Genomic DNA, 18,797 nt, shown 5'->3' with positions numbered 1-18,797 from the left:
CATTCCAGTCAGAAGGACTGACCGATGAAAACATTTATGATTCTGCATTGTTGGTGCATGACTACATCTGCTTTAAAAACTCTATTGAACTTATTATCTTTATTTTTTAGCTGTAATACTACAGGCTACCGACAATGACAGAAACAATTTTCAATGTTAGCCACAATACAAAAAGACCATGCTAAAGACAATTACCATTACGACTGCTTTTGTTTTGACTTCTTTTCTTGCATTCAGCCAGAATTATGAAAAACAGTTCAATGACTTATCTGCAAAAAATGATACAGGCAGACAAGCAAAAGTTTTAGCTGCCTGGGCAACAGCATCGCCGAAGGATCCAGAACTTTTTATTGCTTATTTCAACTACTATGTGAGTAAAAGCATGACAGAAGTTGTTTCGCTGGACAGAACTAAAAAAGATGAACACTCTTTTGTTTTGACCGACACTGGAACAGGAAAACCTGTTGCGTTTTTAAACTCTTCGGTTAAATACAATTCAGAACTCTTGCAAAAAGGATTTGACTACATCAACCAAGGCATTTCCTTACATACATCCAGACTTGACATGCGTTTTGGAAAAATCTACATGCTTGGAAAGGCTGAAAACTATCCTGAATTCACAAAAGAAATCGTTTCCACTATTGACTATGGAAATAAAATCAACAACGCGTGGACCTGGAAGGAAGGCAAACCTTTAGAAAACCCGGAACAAATCTTTTTAGGTTCGCTACAGGATTACGTTACCACCATCTATAACACAGGAGACGACAACCTGCTGCCACTCATGCGACAAATTTCAGAAGCAGTAATCAAGTATTACCCAGACCATGTAGAAAGTCTCTCCAATATTGCATTGACGTATTTGATAGCTGGTGATTATGACAAAACATTACCTTATCTTTTAAAAGCAGAGGAAATAGCACCAAAGGACATAATTGTTCTAAACAATATTGCAGAAACCTATAAGCGAAAGGGCGACAAGACCAATGCAAAGGCTTACTACGAGAAGGTTATAAAGTACGGCGGCAAGGAAGAAGCACAAGACGCAAGGCAAAAAATAAAGGGGTTGTAATTCAAATGCTCTTGACCATTTTAGTATTTGTAAAGCGGATGGTCTTGAACTATCTTTCAATTATAAACCAATAAATTACGATACAGGTAAAGTGAAGCAATAGTAGCACGGACTGCAGCCTCATCACAAATATCTTGAACCGGTTGCCAGCTATTGCGAGAATCGAGCAGCCGTTTTGGTATTGTGGGGCTGGAAACGGATTTTAATTGACCACAGTAGGAGGATTTGTAAAAAATATATTCTGAAGGTTATGGAATATCAATAAAGGTGCATCTTTTAATAAATTAAGAAAATGAAAAGGGTATTCTACCTAACCTGTGTTCTTTTAGGTTTTACAACTGTATTACAAGCCCAGGAGGACAAAAAACAAATACCTAAAGTAAACCTGGATCATTTTGTGCCTCCAGATACAACAACTCAAAAGACCAATAAAAAGGTTTCAAAAAGTAGTAAAAAGAATATACCTAAAGTTGATTTGTCTCATTTCAAGCCACCTGCAGATTCAAGCAGGAAAAAGGATTAAGAAATTCCTAAATCAAATCCATCTAAAGAAACACGGACTGCCACCATTTCGTAAATACCTAATTGGCAGCAACAATAACAGGATTCTTTATCAGATTTATACTTGTGGAGGCACTACCAATAAAGCCTTATGGCTTTTATGTCCATAAGGCTTTAGCTAGATTAATGAAAGAATCATTTAGTGAAAGAAAGTGGGATATTCAACTTTACTACAAAATTCCTTCCCATATTAAATACTCCTTGTCTTCCTGAAACGGGATTCACTTCAGCATATTTTAAGCGGCTTAAATGATTTTGATAAGCTACATCTGTGAGATTATTGCCTAACAGATAAAGACTAAAGAGGGTTTTATCGTGGTTCATCAGATTGGCACTGATGCCTGCATTCAGCAATGTGTAACCAGGGGTGGGCGTTTCTGTATCATAAGCTGTGAAAGGCTTGTCCTGTTTGAAGGTATTGTCGATATCAAAGTGCAGGGAAAGATTCCTCACCGTTTTTCCTTTCTTTAAAAACTCCCATCTCAATTCACTGATCCACCTTGTAGCAGGAATGAAGGGAACATTCTTATTGCCTTCAAGCGCTTCTGCGAATGTACCCCGTACATAGGAAAGGGTATTTTCCCAATGTAACCAATCCAGTGGATGCGGGTGAATGTCTACACCCATTTCAGCACCGACCAGGTTGGCAGTTTGTTGCCGGAATTGAAATGCCGGAATCATTTCACCATCCACTTCTACGAGGGAGTCGCTGCCTGAAGCCCCGGAGAGTTTGCTATAGAAAATGAAGTTTGCGATATGATTATAAAATGTACTGGCTGTAAAGTGGATGTGCTCAGAATTTAATTCTATGCCAAGGTCGCCCTGCCAGGAGGTTTCAGATTCCAGGTCCTGATTACCATATTCATAGCGGTTGGTTCCTTCATGTGCTCCATTAGATGCTAACTCCGGAATACTCGGTGCACGGAATCCCCTGGCCAGGTTGATCTTGACGAGGAAATTCTCTGTTGCCGCATAACTAACGCCAGCACTGCCTGATACATTGGCAAAACTTTTTTTGAAAGCATTGAATTTAATTTCACCGTCTTCCATTAATTCATCGGAAGTAAGATCGCGATTATCAAAACGAAGCCCCCCGCTGAGCGTGGTTTTGCCTATCGTTTTCTGGGTATAAACAAAACCGCCGATATCGAATAACTTATACTCCGGAATTAAAAACTCTACTCCTTTGTTTTGATTGCGCTGCTGCATGCCACCCACGCCAATTGAAGTAGTCCAGCCCTTATGGTTGTCGTAGAGATAAGCGGTATTGTAGTTCAGGGTTTTCAAATCAAAATAAAGGCTCTTTTCTTCCGGATCATCCACATTACCAAATTCTTTGCGCTGATTGCGCTGCCAGCCCAGGTTGAGGGTAATCTTTCCTTTACCTAGGCTAAAGCTGTTATCCAGAATGAATTTCAAATGATTAACACCCTGATAGGGAGTCTGCGGCGTGGTGCTGTTGAAGTCGCTTTTGGCAGGTGTTGCTTCCATGCCCCCAGGCAAAAGCTTAATGAAGTTTCCATTATCGTCCCGCTCTCCTTCTACAACGCCCAGCTCCTGGTTAAAGCTGCTCACAATAAAGTGGCTGTACCCCCAGGTGCTGTTATAGCCTACGTAACCGCCGTAATTGTTCTCGTTGAACTTAGAGTTGTACACGCGGCCGTCGTATTTGTTTTTGTAATCAGCTGCTCCTTTATAATCTCCCCAGGCATTCCAGTTAAATCCTTGTTGATTGCCCCCGATGTTGGCAAAGAATGATCGCTGTTTATTATTCGTTTGATAAGATGATAGTACGCTGCCATTGATTGTATTGTTCGCTGCCGGCGATGTGGTGATAATGTTCACCACGCCAGCCATGGCATCACTACCATAGACCAGGGATGCTGGTCCTTTCAAAATTTCTACGCGGCTGACACTGTTCTCATCAATCTCAATTCCGTGCTCATCACCCCACTGCTGCCCTTCCTGGCGTACACCATCATTAATTACCACCAGGCGGTTATACCCCAGCCCTCTAATGACAGGCTTGGAAATAGCCGGGCCCGTTGACAACTGGCTCACACCTGGCTGACGGGATAAAGCATCAATAATATTGGTAGAAGGTGTTTGCAGCAACTCCGATTTGCTGACCCTGGTAATGGGTACAGGAGCTTTCCGTATACTGGTGGCACCCACCACACCTGTTACCGTCACTCCTTCGTTTTCAATAATAGAAGAAGTAAGGGCAAAGTTTACCGTATCATTTCCTGTGGCATCTAAATGCTCGACCAAGGTTTTATAACCTGTATACGAGATCTCAACAAGGTTATGCCCTTTAGGAATATTTTTGAATATGTAATGGCCGGAGGAATCTGTATTAGTCCCCACTTTTGAATCGGATAATACAATGGAAGCACCTGGTAAAGGAGCTCCAGTCTGAGCGTCGATTACTCTTCCAGAAAGCAGCGTCCGTTGTTTTTGCTGGCTCCAGGAAGTAACAATAATGCAGCAGCCAATCACCAAAAGCAATAACTTTTTCATTCAATCATAATTAGTCAGTAAATAATTTGTAGTAAAAGAGGAATGGGAAAGCTATGCTTGTGGTGGCCCACGGTTTACTGTACTGGCAAAGTGAAGTTTCTGGTAAGAATATGTATAAAGGTTAGTATGTACAGGGTGCAGTAAGGTAACTGAAAAAGTAATGAATACAGGTTGATAGAGATAAGGAGCCGTTACTACCAGTTGGTCAAAATGACACTCTTTTTGCTTCTGATGAAAGTGGATCCCGGTTGTTGGAGCATCGGTACAGGTCTGGCGGTCCTTGTGACCTGCTAAAACCGAATGGAAGTAGGTTTCAGGGGTTATGCTGATGGTAAAGATCACCAGCAGCATTAAAGCGACAAATCTTTGTATTGTATTTTTCCTGTTCAACTTATTTCCACCCAGGTGCTTGAATGCCTGTGCTTTCCGACTGCAAAGATAGTGGATGCAACTTTGTTGCAAATATAAAATTTCAGTTTACCGGTTTTGTGTACTGATTGGAGCGACAAAGCTTTTTGTATGGTGGAAGGTTGATCCGTATTGTCCTTGTATAAACTGGAGCTTTTATTAATTTAGGAGTCCCGAAGCCAATGACATACGAAAACAGATATTTGAGTAAAGTAATCATACTATTCATCAGCATTTCTGCATTGCTGACTTCATTCTATTCCTGCCAAAAAGAAGTTGATGGAACCATCGATGGGACATTGCAGCCTATTGAACTTCGCTTCAGACCCGTCGCCAATGGCCAGCGCCTTGAATTTGGAAGTACCTATACGAACACACACAATGAGTCGTTCAGCGTACGGGCCTTTAAATTTTATATTAGCTCCATTGACCTGGTCAATGAATCGACAGGGGCCACGTACCAAGTGGACAGGAACCAATATTACCTGGTCAACTTTGCAGACAGTAATTCAGTTGTACTGAAACTGAAGGCTCCCGCGGCTCAATACAGCACCCTAGCTTTTACCATAGGGGTAGACAGCCTTCATAATGTAAGCGGCGCACAGACAGGGGCTTTAGACCCGGCAAACGGGATGTTCTGGACCTGGAATACAGGATATATCATGGCAAAACTGGAAGGATATTCTTCTGTATCTAATCAACCCAATCAATTATTTGAATATCATATAGGAGGGTTTAAAGGAGACAATAACGTGGTCAAAAAAGCCTATTTATCTTTCCCCGGTGGTGCCTCTATTGATACAGAGGATGGAAAGGAAAGTGCTGTGACGATTTCTGCAGATGTCAATAAGTGGTTTACAGGGCCTCACCAGATTTCTATAGCCAGCAACCCGGTCTGCATGACCCCAGGCCCTTTGGCTGAAGCTGTTGCCGACAATTACCTGCGTATGTTTTCCGTAGAACAAGTCATCAATCAATAATGCGTAAAAAGATCTGGTATATATTGACCATTGCCTGCAGCATTGCTTGTTGCGTATTACTGATGGATGCCTGCAAAAAGGGGGATATTATGGTCTCCCTAGTTTCTGCCAACTCCAAATATGACCAGGTAAAAAGGGGCCAAGCCTTGTTTACCAAAAGTGAGCAGGCGGGTTATAACACGTTTAAAGCCAAATGTGCATCCTGCCACCAGGAACCACTATTTACAGATCTGAGCTACCGTAATAACGGGTTGAAGTTTAACGACTATTTGAAGGATGTGGGCAGAATGCGCATTACTCAGAAAAAGGAAGATTCTTTGAAGTTTAAAGTCCCCAGCCTTCGTAATGTGGCACTGACCAATCCCTACATGCATGATGGGAGATTCTGGACACTTCCTGATGTTTTAAAGCATTATACATCCGGCATACAACAAAGCACTACACTGGATCCTGTTTTAGCGGGAGGCATTTCTTTATCAGCAGAAGAAAAGAATAATTTAATCAGTTTCCTGGAGACGTTGACTGATGATGAATTTGTAAATGATCCGCGGTTTGAGCAACCGCAATGAACAATAAGTATGATGTTGTATATTCCCAGAACAACCAGCCAGTATTATTTACGTATTGATTATTTAACCATACAGATATGAAACAAATTCTTTTGTCCCTTTTGATACTTTGCATTGTGAGTTGCAGTAAAAATAAAGATGAAGAAGCGCCGGTCATTACCATTAGTTCACCTACCAACAATCAATCGTTTGCCGCGGGCCAGACAGTAAATGTGTCGGCAACGGTTACAGATAATGTGGAACTTCATGAAGTGCATTTGTTTGTAACCAATAATGCTACGGGACATGAAGTGGTACATTTTGAACAGCATGCAGATGCAAAAACCTTGAATATTGATAAATCATTTACTGCGCAAACTGGTATTACCTATAGAATCAGAGTAGAGGCAGATGACCATGCTGGTAATGGATCTGAAGCACAGGTACTGGTGAGTAGTCAATAATAAGAGACAAAAGACCAATTCAGAACTAATGTAACGAATGCCCTTACCGATAAAGGGCCGCAGGATTTCAAGTAATCATCATGTTTTGATTTTCTTAACTTTACAAGATGCAAAACAAGAATGTGCGGTCGGTTTCGGAGTTCAATAATGAACTGAAGTTAAAGGGGTTCAATGTGTTCGAAATAGGAAGTGATAGTAATATAACCCGCTTTTATAGCAGAAAGGACTTCTATAAAATTTGCCTGACGACGGGTAAGAGCATCATTCACTATGCCGACAGGAGTTTTGAAACCGATGGCACTGTTTTGTTTTTTGGCAATCCCCACATTCCTTATTCCTGGGAGACTATTTCAACGAGCTATGTAGGCTATACCTGCCTTTTTTCCGAAGCGTTTTTAAAGGCGTCTGAACGGTCCGAAAGCCTGCTACAGTCACCTTTGTTTAAGATTAGTGGTACACCCATTTTAAAAATAACGGACCAACAAAGAGAGTTTTTAAATACCATCTTCCGGAAAATGATTGATGAGCAACAGACCGATTATGCCTATAAAGATGACCTGATCCGCAACTACATTCATTTGATCATCCACGAAGCCTTGAAACTGCAGCCTTCGGAAAACTATGATCAACATAAAAATGCTGCTTCCCGCATTACTTCCGTATTCCTTGAGCTTTTGGAAAGGCAGTTTCCTATTGAAAGCACCGACCTTCCACTCCAGTTAAAGACGGCACAGGATTATGCAAAAAACCTGAATGTGCATGTTAATTACCTGAACCGTGCTGTAAAGGAAGTGACCGGAAAGCCCACCACTGCCCACATTACGGAGCGCATCATTAGTGAAGCAAAGGCGCTCCTGCAGCATACCGACTGGAACATTGCTGACATTGCCTATGCACTTGGCTTTGAATACCCCTCCTACTTTAACAACTACTTCAAGCGAATGACCGGCACGAACCCCAAGTCCCATAGAGTACTGGAGGTTTGAAATTCTTAATTATTGGTTTGATAATCATTAACAGCAGGGGCTATAAATGAAAGACCTTTGCTATGTGTTATCAAACGCAGTGACAATGGACAAGTTGGAAAATGGAGATATCTCCAATCAAAGAGATCGAGACATTTTCGATAGGATGAAAGCCGGGGAACCCATCCGTTTGGATGACCCGCAGTATCCGAAGGTGTGGGAAGTCGTTTCCCGTACGATCAAGCTATCTGCTGGACTTAACACTTCTACAGACGTTGACCAGATACGGGAGCGATTGAGTGAGATCATCGGTACGCAACTGGATGAGAGCACAACTGTATTCGCTCCTTTTTACACCAATTTTGGCCGGTTTACCAAAATAGGCAAAGGCGTATTTATCAATCATGCCTGTTCATTCCTGGACATGGGTGGTATTACCATCGAAGACGATGTGCTCATCGGACCCAGAGTTAATCTCACCACCGAAAATCATCCATTAGATCCCGCAGACAGAAGAGCGCTGATTTGTAAGCCAATAGTCATTAAACGAAATGCATGGATTGGTGCAGCAGCAACGATACTGCCTGGAGTAACGATTGGGGAAAACGCTGTTGTTGCGGCTGGAGCAGTGGTATCTAAGGATGTTCCTGCCAATACAATCGTAGGTGGCGTTCCTGCCAAAATCATCAAATCAATTGATTAAAAACAAAATAGAAAAATGGGTTCTAATAAAATTAAAAGAGGAAATAAAATGAAGAAGCTCACATTCATAGTCGCCGCAATGCTTATGTTTTTGGGGCAGGCTTCTGCACAGTCAACTCAAAATGAAAAGTCAGTAAAAACTGTAGAAATGAAACCAATAAATCCGGATGGCTATACCACCTTTAAGGTAAGCAACAACATTGCAATGTATAAGGTTGTTTTCAAAAACCAGTACAATATGAATGTTGCAGGCCATCTTTTTATTTCCAAGAGTTTGGACCAGAGTAAAAAACAAGCTGCTATCATTGTTGGGCATCCTATGGGTGCTGTGAAAGAACAAAGTGCTAACGTATATGCTGCAAATATGGCTGAACGAGGGTTCGTGACGTTATCTCTGGACTTGTCTTTTTGGGGTGAGAGTGAGGGCGAGCCACGCAATGTTGTTGCACCTGATATTTATGCTGAAGATTTCAGTGCAGCTGTTGACTTTTTGGGTACCCGTCCATTTGTTGACAGGAACCGAATTGGTGTGATAGGAATTTGTGGCAGCGGAAGCTTTGTGATCAGTGCCGCTAAGATTGACCCAAGAATGAAAGCCATCGCAACTGTCAGCATGTACGATATGGGAGCGGCCAGCCGTAATGCATTGAATCATTCGCAGACCCTTGAGCAGAGAAAGAAAATTATAGCGGAGGCTGCGGAGCAACGTTATGTCGAGTTTACTGGTGGTGAAACTAAATACACCAGTGGAACTGTTCATCAATTAGATGAAAACACTCACCCTATACAGCGTGAATTTTATGATTTTTACCGCACTCCACGTGGTGAATACACTCCGAAAGGAGGGTCGCCGGAGCTCACAACGCATCCAACACTGACCAGTAACATGAAGTTTATGAATTTTTATCCGTTCAATGACATAGAAACGATTTCTCCCCGTCCAATGCTTTTCATCACGGGAGATCAGGCGCACTCAAAAGAGTTTAGTGAGGATGCTTACAAACGTGCTGCCCAACCAAAAGAGTTATACATCGTTCCACGTGCCGGGCATGTGGACCTGTACGACCGGGTAGAACTCATTCCCTTTGACAAGCTAACCTCCTTCTTTACCGAACACCTGAACCAGGGTAAGCGTGATCAAATTGCAAAGGAAAAGAGCACTGTTTCAGCAGATAGCAAATAGTTCGTCAATAAATCGAAACAACAGAATGAAAGTACCATTGATTGCAGCCCCGCAAATACAAATCATCAAAGCGGAAGAAATTAATCATGCCTGGACAAAGGTCCTTAACAAAGAAGCCCGTTACCGGTATGTCATTGATGCGGCAACATTTTAACATGAGTTCTATGAAAAAATTACTCTTGCTTGTATTCTGTGCATTTTCGCTTTTCGCCAGTTGTGCATCTTATGATAAAGATATCGCTGCACCTGGTGCCGGTAACAATACTGACATTAACTCAAATCCAACCGGAGGTAAAATGAAAATCAAGATTGGAAACAGCACGTTCACCGCAACGCTGTATGACAATGCCACAGCAGGCGCATTCAAAGCCCTGTTGCCAATGACCGTCAATATGGCTGAGCTTAATGGAAATGAGAAATATGTTGATTTATCCCGCAGTCTCCCGACCAACGCTTCCAATCCCGTAACCATTCAGACCGGCGATTTGATGCTATACGGTTCTACGACGCTGGTACTCTTCTACAAAACCTTTTCAACATCTTACAGCTATACAAAGCTTGGACGGATCGATGACGTTAAGGGACTTGGTGCTGCCGTTGGTTCGGGAAATGTGACGGTTACGTTTGAATAACAATAAACTAAAAATAAGCAGAGTTAAAAGAAAGAAGATAGTACGGTTATTGTGAGATGATGGTGCAAAGAATGAAACGAATTAAATCATGTTCACTCAAAACTGATAAATTGATCAATATGGAAGCAGTAAGAACAACAGGGGAAGGAGCAATTGCGCTTAAAACCAAAGAAGTTAAAGCATTCGGCACAGAAGCAGCCGATGCACCTCTAAACCAGTTAAACATTCATCGCCGAAAACCTAAGCCACATGACGTTGAGATTGACATCCTATATTGCGGTGTTTGTCATTCTGACCTTCATACAGCAAGAAATGAGTGGCACGGTACCGTTTATCCATGTGTACCGGGTCATGAAATCGTTGGAAAAGTTGTTAGCGTTGGCGATCATGTTACAAAATTTAAAGTTGGCGATTACGCAGCAGTGGGCTGCATGGTAGATAGCTGCCGTGAATGCGACTATTGTAAAGAAGGCCTGGAACAATACTGTGAAGAAGGAAATACCGGAACCTATAATTCACCTGATAAATACCTGGGTACACAAACGTATGGCGGGTATTCGGAAAGTATTGTTGTCAATGAGGTGTTCGTTTTACGGGTGCCTGAAAATCTTGACCTGGCCGCCACTGCGCCACTGTTGTGTGCAGGCATCACAACGTATTCACCACTGAAGCATTGGAATGTAGGGCCGGGTAAAAAAGTAGGTATCGTTGGCATTGGTGGTTTGGGACACATGGGGGTTAAACTTGCTAAAGCAATGGGCGCAGAAGTTATTGTATTTACCACTTCACCTTCGAAAGTTGAAGATGCAAAACGCCTGGGTGCTGATGATGTTGTGTTATCAAAAGATGAAGAACAAATGAGCCGCTATACCGGCAAACTTCATTTTGTACTTGATGCGGTTTCTGCGCAGCACGACATTAATGCTTATCTAAACCTATTGAGAGTGGATGGTTCACTGGCATTGGTGGGAGCACCCGAAAACCCGCTTCCCGTAGCCGCATTCAGCCTTATTCCTTACCGGAGAAGCTTTGCCGGCTCCATGATCGGTGGGATTGCAGAAACACAGGAGATGCTTGACTTCTGTGGCAAACACAATATCGTTTCAGATATAGAGATGATCAACATCCAACAGATCAATGAAGCATACGAACGTTTGCTGAAAGGCGATGTCAAGTATCGATTTGTGATTGACATGGCATCTTTAAAAAAATAAGCGTAATCCTGCATGGCAAGAATATTTATCACCGGCTCGGCGGATGGACTTGGGCAATTGGCGGCAAAGGCATTGATTAAGCAGGGGCACCAGGTTGTTCTTCATGCACGCAATGCAGAGCGGGCAAAGCGGGCGTTTGATAAAGTACCCGGTGCAGGCGATGTACTAACAGCTGATCTTTCCAGTATTGATGAAACGAAAGCGTTGGCTTCAAAAGTCAATGCTTTAGGGAAGTTTGATGCGGTTATTCACAATGCCGGTGTTTATCAGGTGTCAAGGAATAGTGTTCATGCAGACGGTTTGCCGGTATTATTTGTTGTAAACAGTCTTGCCCCCTATATCCTAACCTGTTTAATACAAAAGCCTGAACGGCTCATCTACCTAAGTTCCGGAATGCATCTTCAGGGTGATCCGAACCTGGATCGCCTACCCGTTGGCACACAGGGCAGGAACAGTCATGTAACCTATTCTGATACGAAGCTGCATGATGTAATCCTGTCTATGGCTATAGCACGTAAATGGACAGATGTGTTTGCCAATGCAGTTGATCCTGGCTGGGTGCCCACAAAGATGGGTGGTGCAGGTGCGCCTGACAACATTGAAAAAGGTTTTCAAACGCAGGTATGGCTTGCTGTGAGCAATGAACCTGAGGCCAGGGTCAGCGGTTATTATTTCCACCATAAGAGACAAGCTCATTATTTGCCAGCTGCTAAGGATGCCGGTGCACAGGAGCAGTTCCTTGCACGGTGTGAACAGATTACAGGAGTACTGCTACAATAAAGATGAAACCTAAATAGGAGTTGATCCAGCAGTCATGAAAACAACAATTTAAAATATAAAAGAAAAGAATGAGTAATAATATTGAAGGAAAAGTAATCGTCATTACAGGTGCAAGTAGTGGTTTGGGTGAAGCAGCAGCCAGGCACCTTTCAGAACAAGGAGCAATGGTTGTATTAGGTGCCCGTCGTGTAGATCGCATCCAGGCATTAGCAAACGAGTTAACGGAGAAAGGCGGTAAAGCCCTTGCCCTTGCAGCCGATGTAACACAGGTTGACCAGGTAAAAGCATTGGTGGATACGGCTGTTAAAACGTTTGGCCGCGTTGATGTTATTATTAACAATGCAGGATTAATGCCGCAGTCGCCACTCGACCGTTACAAGATTGATGAATGGAACCAGATGATTGATGTAAACATCAAGGGCGTATTGTATGGCATTGCAGCAGCATTGCCTTATATGAAAGAGCAAAAATCTGGACACATCATTAATGTATCTTCCGTAGCAGGTCATAAAGTGAGAGCCGGTGGTGCTGTGTATGCAGCAACGAAACATGCAGTAAGAGTCATATCAGAAGGCTTGCGGGAAGAAGTGAAGCCATACCATATTCGCACTACGATCATTTCACCGGGTGCAGTAGATACTGAACTGCCCAACACCATCAGTGAACCAGATGTAGCAGAAGGTTTCCAGAAGTTTTACAAGAATTATGCTATCCCGGCCCATTCATTTGCCCGTGTTGTGGCTTTTGCCATCAGCCAACCGGAAGAAGTGGACATCAATGAAATTTTATACAGACCGACAAAACAGGAATTCTAAAATTGAAATTACTTTAGTGAAAAAGTAAAAACGATTAGCGATGGAAATAACAAGAGTAGGTTCAAAGCCTTCCGGTAAGGGACCAGAGGATTGGTTCACCGGAGCAGTACGAATAGATCCATTGTTTGATGCTAACGAAGCGAGACGGGGTATAGCAGCCAGTGTAACATTTGAGCCTGGTGCAAGAACAGCATGGCATACACATCCACTTGGTCAGACGCTGATTATTACAGCAGGTTGTGGTTGGGTACAGCGAGAAGGCGGTCCTGTTGAAGAAGTACATCCCGGTGACGTTGTGTGGTTTGCGCCCAATGAAAAGCATTGGCATGGAGCTACAGCGGCAAATGGTATGACACATATTGCCATACAGGAAAATCTAAATGGTAAGGTGGTTGACTGGATGGAAAAAGTAACGGACGAACAGTATAAAAGGTAAGTTATGACTTACACCTACTTAGGCGACCGCTTTACTGATGTATCATTAAAAAAGAAATCATGTATGGCGGTTCGGAATGCGAGGGGTAAGTGCATCCGTGGCAAGAACGGCAATATGCTGGTGAGATTTGAAAATGGAGTTGTGGTGAATGTGGTGGCGAGATTGCTTAGGAAGAATACTCCAAGCAAAAAAGCCTTATAAATCAATGATCTATAAGGCTTTTTATTAACTGTTGTGGAGAATACCGGAGTCGAACCGGTGACCTCTTGCATGCCATGCAAGCGCTCTAGCCAGCTGAGCTAATTCCCCTTAAATAAAAGAGCCGGGCTAAGCCCATCGAGGTTGCAAAAGTAAGGGTTCAAACAATATCATTGCATTACTGGTACAATAATTTATTTAAGGATTTTCAAAAATTTTATGCAGAAAGGCGGAGAACCTAAAGAAGCAAGACCAGCCCAGGAACAGGAGATGCCGGGCATAGAACAGAAAATGACTCCGAAGTCGAAGACTGAGCGCCCTGAGCTTCTCCAAAAACTTGAAGGCAAGGTGGCCCTGATTACAGGAGGTGATAGTGGTATAGGTGGTGCGGTGGCCCGCTTGTTTGCCCAGGAAGGCGCTGATGTGGCCATTGTCTATATAAGTGAACACCAGGACGCGGCAACAGTTAAAAAGGATGTGGAAAGCCATGGCAGAAAATGCATTCTGCTGCCAGGAAATATCCGTGATGAGCAGTTTTGCAAAAAAGCTGTGGAAGACACTGTACAACAACTTGGACATCTCGATATACTGGTGAACAATGCAGCAACGCAAACCGAACAAAAGAGCATCGAGGATATTTCGACAGAACAATTGAAAGAAACTTTTGAAACCAATATCTTCTCTATGTTCTGGTTTACCAAATATGCATTGCCCCACCTAAAGAAAGGATCTTCTATCATCAATACAACATCCGTAACGGCATACAGGGGCAGCCCCTCTTTGCTTGACTATTCCAGCACCAAGGGAGCGATTGTTACCTTCACCAGGAGCCTGAGTGCACAATTGGTTGAGAAGGGCATCCGGGTGAATGGCGTGGCGCCAGGGCCTATCTGGACTCCGCTGATCGTTGGTTCATTTGAGGCTGACAAGGTAAAGACTTTTGGTACTGATGTGCCCATGAAACGAGCAGGCGAACCAGCAGAGGTTGCGCCCTGCTACCTGTTCCTGGCAAGCGACGATGGTTCTTACATGGCAGGCCAGATCCTGCATCCGAATGGAGGTGAAATTATCAATGGATAAAGTGTAGACTGGTGCGATTTTTGAACTAGTATTTATAGTTCTCTTGAGGGGTGGTTTTTAGTAAACCTGAGATCAAACCCATTGAACCTGATCTGGGTAATTCCAGCGAAGGGACGAGAGAAAAGAGTTCTGGTTTTTAACCAGGACTCTTATTTTTTTAAACCAGTTTATAAAGTGAATGGACTCTATTGCAAGAGTTTATAGAGGTTTAAGCAGGTCTTTGACCAAGAAAATATTCTGCCTGGCAGTAATGAACAGGTCACGTCTATCTTTTCCTCCCCAGCATATATTAGCAGGAATCGTTGGCAGTTGAATCAATCCCAATTTTTCTCCATTGGCATCTATGATGATGATACCGTCCGTATTACATAGGTAAAGGTTGCCATGAGGATCGCATTTAATTCCATCGCTGTTGTATTGGCCTACGATGCGCTTGAAAGTTAATGTCTTTACATCAAACTCCAATATCGTAGCTTCAAAAGGTTTGTTGGAACAGACAAATAATGATTCCTGATCCGGCGACAAACAAACCCCATTCGGATAGAGCATTTTATTCCACAATAATTCCACTTTGCCTTCCCGCCAGCAATAAACTCCGGCAAGAGGCTGGTATTTATCGCTATTTATTTTTTGTTCTTTTAAACCATAAGGAGGGTCAGAGAAAAATACCTGTCCCTGATGATGTGCAATAATGTCGTTTGGGCTGTTGAAAGGTTTACCGTTATAGCCAGTGATGTAAGGCAATAAGGTGTGACCATCATAAGCAGCCACATCGTGATTACCATGACGGCACACCAGGAGTTTCCCTTCTTTATTATAAGCCAGGCCATTTGAACCCATCATGCGGGGCAGTTCAGCACTGGCTTCATCTTCACACCCACTGTGGGAAATGTAGACTTCTTTGGCCTCTCCAGGTATAATCTTGCTGATAATGTTGCTCGGTATATCGCTGAATAGATAATAGCCTGAAGCATTCCAAACAGGACCTTCTGAAAACAGGCAGGTATCATCCAGCAGTTCCAGTTCAAAGTCTTTATTGATATAATCGGTAAGAGATGAATGGAAAATAGTTAGCGGGTGCATAAGCAGGGATATTGAAAAAATTATCTGATTAGCTGCATTCTTATTTTATCTATTACCTGGCAGACATCCATTGTAAACTGGTGTGAATAGAAAGGTGATTCTATAATGCCTTTTTGTATGCAGGCTTGCACTTCATCCATTTCAAAATAAAGCCCCATCCCCTTCCAATCGCTTTTATGCACCATTTTGGTTCCATCGGCCAGGTCCACTTCCAGTCCTTCAGGTTTTGCGCTCCATGGATTCCTGATGTAAATATTGCCCTTTTCACCGCAGATATCTATAAATGAATCCATCTGATCGGTTACAGAAGCTTCAATAAAAGCGTACTGCCCCATATCGTATGATAAGAATGCAGAGAAATCTTCATCTTCCCCATTATAAGCTAATTTGCCAGTAGCCTTTATGTAAGTAGGTTGCCCCAAAAACAAACAAGAGAGGAAAACCGGGAACGTGCCTAGTTCAAAAAGAGCACCTCCCCCGATATCTCCGCTGGCAGGCAATACCATTTCACCTGTTTTATAATAAACAGAGGCCTTAAGAGAAACCACGTCACCAATCAAACCACTGCTTATGACGGAAAGCACCTTTTGCACAACGGGCATAAACCGTATCCACAAGGCTTCCATTAAAAATGTTTCATTCTGCTTTGATAATTTAATGAGATCAGCTAACTGCCATGTGCTATCTGCTATAGGGCGGTCGCAAAGAACCGGCATACCGCCTTCAAGGCACAGCATTGCCTGCATGTAATGCTGCTTATGCGGCGAAGCAATATAAACGGCATCAATCCCAGATTGCAGCAAATCATGCACAGTATGACAAGCAGTTACATCATGCAATTTTTCATCTACATGTAGATCATTATGGTCTGAAGGCAGAAAGGCTTGTAAGGACTGAGGGTTGCATGTATACCTGGTTTCGGCCGAAAATGACAGCGCTCTTTCCAGTGAACCAATCATGCCCCATTTGAATGGCTCCATTTTGTGTTTTGTCTACAAGATATAAATATCCATTATACAAGCAATCGATTTAATATTTTTTTCAAGTCGACTCCTTTCCCCAGAATGGGTTTAAACAAATCGCCCTCCGTTTTTAAGCGGTCAAAAATATTTGTTGCATTGTGAGTGGTTGGCGTCAGTCCTTTTTTGACTTCGCTCCAATCCACAGGCGTTGAAACAGGAACACCCGGTTTGGGGCGGAGTGAATAGGGAGCTGCCGCTGTTTGCGCCTGACTGTTTTGTAAAAAGTCGAGGTAAATCTTCCCTTTCCGTTTGGCAGGGTTGCGTTCCAGGCTAGTGATTCCGGGCATTTCCTGGTGTACCAGTCCTACCAGTAGTTCTGCAAATTGTTTCGATTCATCATAAGTGTATTTCGCGCCTAGTGGAACATAGATGTGGAGGCCGGTTGATCCGGAAGTTTTGCAATAACAATCTGCTTTCAATTCATCCAGCAGGGACTTAACAACATGAGCCGTTTCAATTACCTGCTCAAATGAATTATTTTTATCGGGGTCCAGATCTACCAGGCAATAATCAGGCAGATCAGGCTTTTGATGACGGCTATGCCAGGGATGCATTTCTATACAGCCCAAGTTGGCCATGTATAGTAATGAGGCTTCATTATTACAAATCATGTATTGAATTGTCTCATCGGTAGACTCGCTATAATCTTCATGAGTTGGTATCCAGTCCGGCAGCTTGCCAGTCATATCTTTCTGGAAAAAGTGCTTACCATTGATTCCGTTGGGGTGACGGTGTAATGACTGTGGCCTGTCTTTCATATAAGGAAGTATATAAGGAGCGATGCGATGATAATAGTACAGCATATCGCCTTTGGTAAAGCCCTCCTTTGTCCAATACAGCTTTTTCAGGTTCGTTACCTGAACTAAGTGGCCGTTCAACTTGATATCAGCAGCTTTTTCATCGGCAGTTCCCAGCTGTTCGGGTTCCAGCTTTTTATTTTTGTAGGCGCCTGGATTTACTTTTTTACCAGCAGTTTTTGGTTCAGCCTTTTTTATCTTTTTCACAGAAGATGCCTTTACTGACTGTTTGTTTTCCGGATGGTTCAAAACAGCGCCTTTTTCTGTTGCGATCTGCAATAAGGTTTTCCCGGATTTAACAGATTTATCCTGGGCTGTAACATCTTCACCGGAAGCGTACTCATCCTTCTTTTTCACCAGCAACCAGGGTTTTTCATCGCCTTTCATTCTGAATAAAGCAAATAAGCCTTTTAGTTTATTGCCATGTAAATTAATAATCAGGTTTCCCTCTTCATATTGTTGCAACAGCAGCTGCTCCTGTTTCTTTTTACTCATCCCCTCGCCTTTTTCCGGCTCGTATGTGCCCTCATCCCAGACCATTACAGTTCCTGCACCATAATTTCCTTCCGGAATCACTCCTTCAAAATTCCGGTAGTCGTATGGATGGTCTTCCACCGGCATCGCCAATCGCTTATCGGCCGGTTTTAGGGAAGGGCCTTTAGGGACAGCCCAGCTTTTCAATACCCCATCCATTTCCAGGCGAAAGTCGTAATGCAGTTGAGATGCATCGTGCTTTTGAACAACGAAACGGAGCATGCCCTTGGATGATTTTTCCTTGCCTTCGGGTTCCGGCGTTTCGGAGAAACTCCGCTTTTGATGATAAAGCGATAGGCTCATGAAAGAATTTTACTAAAAGGAGTTTAAATCCTGTGCCATAAATGGTTTATTGTTTGCGGTTCTTTATTTACAGTCATCTCACAACCAAATTGAATTACTTATTTAAAATTTATTTTATGTTAAACAAGAAAAACAGCGACAGCAAACTCCCAGGTGCAAGAGAGGAAGAAGTGAACAGGGAAACTCCAGAAAATAGTACTTCAACGGCCATGCATAGGGGCAAAAGAAGTGCTTTCAATGAAGACGTGAACTTGAGCACTAACCCACCAGGACGTAAACGCGACCTTTCTGATCCATCCATTGAAGAAGGTGACGAAGACTATGATGATGAAGAAACAGAGCCAGATGATTATTTTGAAGATGCACACTACAGAAATGAAGAAGCGGAAATATTGAGAGAAGAACAGAAAGAGTATGAAGGATATGGTGATGAGGACTACCTGGATAAACCTTGATGCAACAGCACAACGACAAAAAAGCCCCGCAACTCATCGCGGGGC

At 42.9% G+C, this 18,797-nt stretch carries 22 protein-coding genes, 1 tRNA gene and 1 riboswitch; of the genes, 17 read left to right on the top strand and 6 right to left on the bottom strand.

Annotation, left to right across the window (positions count from 1 at the left end):
• Window positions 1–178: 178 nt before the first annotated feature.
• Both OCK74_RS10625 and OCK74_RS10620 read left to right on the top strand, forming a co-directional pair.
• Window positions 179–1,072: a tetratricopeptide repeat protein gene (locus OCK74_RS10625; RefSeq protein WP_279297013.1), complete on the top strand. Its 894-nt coding sequence runs from the start codon at window positions 179–181 to the stop codon at window positions 1,070–1,072.
• A gap of 292 nt (window positions 1,073–1,364) precedes the next feature.
• Window positions 1,365–1,595, top strand: coding sequence for a hypothetical protein (locus OCK74_RS10620; protein ID WP_279297012.1), 231 nt, complete (start codon window positions 1,365–1,367; stop codon window positions 1,593–1,595).
• Between the two features lie 173 nt (window positions 1,596–1,768).
• On the opposite strand, the gene OCK74_RS10615 is transcribed toward OCK74_RS10620, so the two are convergent.
• Both OCK74_RS10615 and OCK74_RS10610 read right to left on the bottom strand, forming a co-directional pair.
• Complete coding sequence (locus tag OCK74_RS10615) at window positions 1,769–4,153, bottom strand: TonB-dependent receptor (RefSeq protein WP_279297011.1); 2,385 nt, start codon at window positions 4,151–4,153, stop codon at window positions 1,769–1,771.
• 51 nt (window positions 4,154–4,204) lie between these two features.
• Window positions 4,205–4,615 carry a hypothetical protein gene (locus OCK74_RS10610; protein WP_279297010.1) on the bottom strand — a complete coding sequence of 137 codons (411 nt, stop codon included), beginning with the start codon at window positions 4,613–4,615 and terminating at the stop codon, window positions 4,205–4,207.
• 149 nt (window positions 4,616–4,764) lie between these two features.
• Between OCK74_RS10610 and OCK74_RS10605 the strand changes: the two genes are divergently transcribed.
• The 13 genes from OCK74_RS10605 (at window position 4,765) to OCK74_RS10545 (ending at window position 13,481) form a co-directional block, all read left to right on the top strand.
• Window positions 4,765–5,541, top strand: coding sequence for an MbnP family protein (locus tag OCK74_RS10605; protein ID WP_279297009.1), 777 nt, complete (start codon window positions 4,765–4,767; stop codon window positions 5,539–5,541).
• Window positions 5,541–6,110 carry a cytochrome-c peroxidase gene (locus tag OCK74_RS10600; RefSeq protein WP_279297008.1) on the top strand — a complete coding sequence of 190 codons (570 nt, stop codon included), beginning with the start codon at window positions 5,541–5,543 and terminating at the stop codon, window positions 6,108–6,110. Before OCK74_RS10605 ends, OCK74_RS10600 begins: the two co-directional genes overlap by 1 nt.
• A gap of 77 nt (window positions 6,111–6,187) precedes the next feature.
• Window positions 6,188–6,553 carry an Ig-like domain-containing protein gene (locus tag OCK74_RS10595; RefSeq protein WP_279297007.1) on the top strand — a complete coding sequence of 122 codons (366 nt, stop codon included), beginning with the start codon at window positions 6,188–6,190 and terminating at the stop codon, window positions 6,551–6,553.
• A 107-nt stretch (window positions 6,554–6,660) separates the two neighbouring features.
• Complete coding sequence (locus OCK74_RS10590) at window positions 6,661–7,539, top strand: helix-turn-helix domain-containing protein (protein WP_279297006.1); 879 nt, start codon at window positions 6,661–6,663, stop codon at window positions 7,537–7,539.
• Between the two features lie 85 nt (window positions 7,540–7,624).
• A complete protein-coding gene (locus tag OCK74_RS10585; protein ID WP_279297005.1) occupies window positions 7,625–8,221 on the top strand; it encodes a DapH/DapD/GlmU-related protein in 597 nt (198 codons plus the stop codon).
• 48 nt (window positions 8,222–8,269) lie between these two features.
• On the top strand, window positions 8,270–9,403 hold the full coding sequence (locus tag OCK74_RS10580) for an alpha/beta hydrolase (RefSeq protein ID WP_279297004.1): 1,134 nt from the start codon (window positions 8,270–8,272) through the stop codon (window positions 9,401–9,403).
• A gap of 25 nt (window positions 9,404–9,428) precedes the next feature.
• Complete coding sequence (locus OCK74_RS10575; protein WP_279297003.1) at window positions 9,429–9,557, top strand: hypothetical protein; 129 nt, start codon at window positions 9,429–9,431, stop codon at window positions 9,555–9,557.
• 10 nt (window positions 9,558–9,567) lie between these two features.
• A complete protein-coding gene (locus tag OCK74_RS10570; RefSeq protein ID WP_279297002.1) occupies window positions 9,568–10,035 on the top strand; it encodes a cyclophilin-like fold protein in 468 nt (155 codons plus the stop codon).
• Window positions 10,036–10,154: 119 nt separating this feature from the next.
• Complete coding sequence (locus OCK74_RS10565; RefSeq protein ID WP_279297001.1) at window positions 10,155–11,249, top strand: NAD(P)-dependent alcohol dehydrogenase; 1,095 nt, start codon at window positions 10,155–10,157, stop codon at window positions 11,247–11,249.
• A 12-nt stretch (window positions 11,250–11,261) separates the two neighbouring features.
• Window positions 11,262–12,029, top strand: a complete 768-nt coding sequence (locus OCK74_RS10560; protein WP_279297000.1) for an SDR family NAD(P)-dependent oxidoreductase — start codon at window positions 11,262–11,264, stop codon at window positions 12,027–12,029.
• A gap of 68 nt (window positions 12,030–12,097) precedes the next feature.
• On the top strand, window positions 12,098–12,844 hold the full coding sequence (locus OCK74_RS10555) for an SDR family oxidoreductase (protein WP_279296999.1): 747 nt from the start codon (window positions 12,098–12,100) through the stop codon (window positions 12,842–12,844).
• 40 nt (window positions 12,845–12,884) lie between these two features.
• Window positions 12,885–13,280 (top strand): (R)-mandelonitrile lyase, encoded by a 396-nt coding sequence (locus tag OCK74_RS10550; RefSeq protein ID WP_279296998.1) that lies wholly within the window; start codon window positions 12,885–12,887, stop codon window positions 13,278–13,280.
• A gap of 3 nt (window positions 13,281–13,283) precedes the next feature.
• Window positions 13,284–13,481, top strand: a complete 198-nt coding sequence (locus OCK74_RS10545; protein ID WP_279296997.1) for a hypothetical protein — start codon at window positions 13,284–13,286, stop codon at window positions 13,479–13,481.
• A 34-nt stretch (window positions 13,482–13,515) separates the two neighbouring features.
• Here OCK74_RS10545 and OCK74_RS10540 read toward each other — a convergent pair.
• Window positions 13,516–13,589, bottom strand: a tRNA-Ala gene (locus OCK74_RS10540).
• A gap of 108 nt (window positions 13,590–13,697) precedes the next feature.
• Here OCK74_RS10540 and OCK74_RS10535 point away from each other — a divergent pair.
• The gene (locus OCK74_RS10535) at window positions 13,698–14,558 is read left to right on the top strand and encodes an SDR family oxidoreductase (RefSeq protein ID WP_279296996.1); all 861 of its coding nucleotides are present in this window, start codon (window positions 13,698–13,700) and stop codon (window positions 14,556–14,558) included.
• 36 nt (window positions 14,559–14,594) lie between these two features.
• Window positions 14,595–14,689, top strand: a riboswitch (TPP riboswitch).
• Between the two features lie 67 nt (window positions 14,690–14,756).
• On the opposite strand, the gene OCK74_RS10530 is transcribed toward OCK74_RS10535, so the two are convergent.
• The 3 genes from OCK74_RS10530 to ligD are packed head-to-tail and all read right to left on the bottom strand — an operon-like array spanning window position 14,757 to window position 18,297.
• The gene (locus tag OCK74_RS10530; RefSeq protein WP_279296995.1) at window positions 14,757–15,641 is read right to left on the bottom strand and encodes an SMP-30/gluconolactonase/LRE family protein; all 885 of its coding nucleotides are present in this window, start codon (window positions 15,639–15,641) and stop codon (window positions 14,757–14,759) included.
• 20 nt (window positions 15,642–15,661) lie between these two features.
• On the bottom strand, window positions 15,662–16,621 hold the full coding sequence (locus OCK74_RS10525) for a Gfo/Idh/MocA family protein (RefSeq protein ID WP_279296994.1): 960 nt from the start codon (window positions 16,619–16,621) through the stop codon (window positions 15,662–15,664).
• 32 nt (window positions 16,622–16,653) lie between these two features.
• Window positions 16,654–18,297, bottom strand: a complete 1,644-nt coding sequence (gene ligD, locus OCK74_RS10520) for a non-homologous end-joining DNA ligase (RefSeq protein WP_279296993.1) — start codon at window positions 18,295–18,297, stop codon at window positions 16,654–16,656.
• Between the two features lie 116 nt (window positions 18,298–18,413).
• On the opposite strand from ligD, the gene OCK74_RS10515 reads away from it, so the two are divergent.
• Complete coding sequence (locus OCK74_RS10515) at window positions 18,414–18,752, top strand: hypothetical protein (RefSeq protein WP_279296992.1); 339 nt, start codon at window positions 18,414–18,416, stop codon at window positions 18,750–18,752.
• Window positions 18,753–18,797 lie beyond the last annotated feature (45 nt).

The organism is Paraflavisolibacter caeni (genome assembly GCF_025628885.1).
Lineage (GTDB): Bacteria > Bacteroidota > Bacteroidia > Chitinophagales > Chitinophagaceae > Flavisolibacter > Flavisolibacter caeni.
The sequence above is the reverse complement of the archived record's forward strand: the minus strand, read 5'-3'. Positions and strand labels throughout refer to the sequence as shown.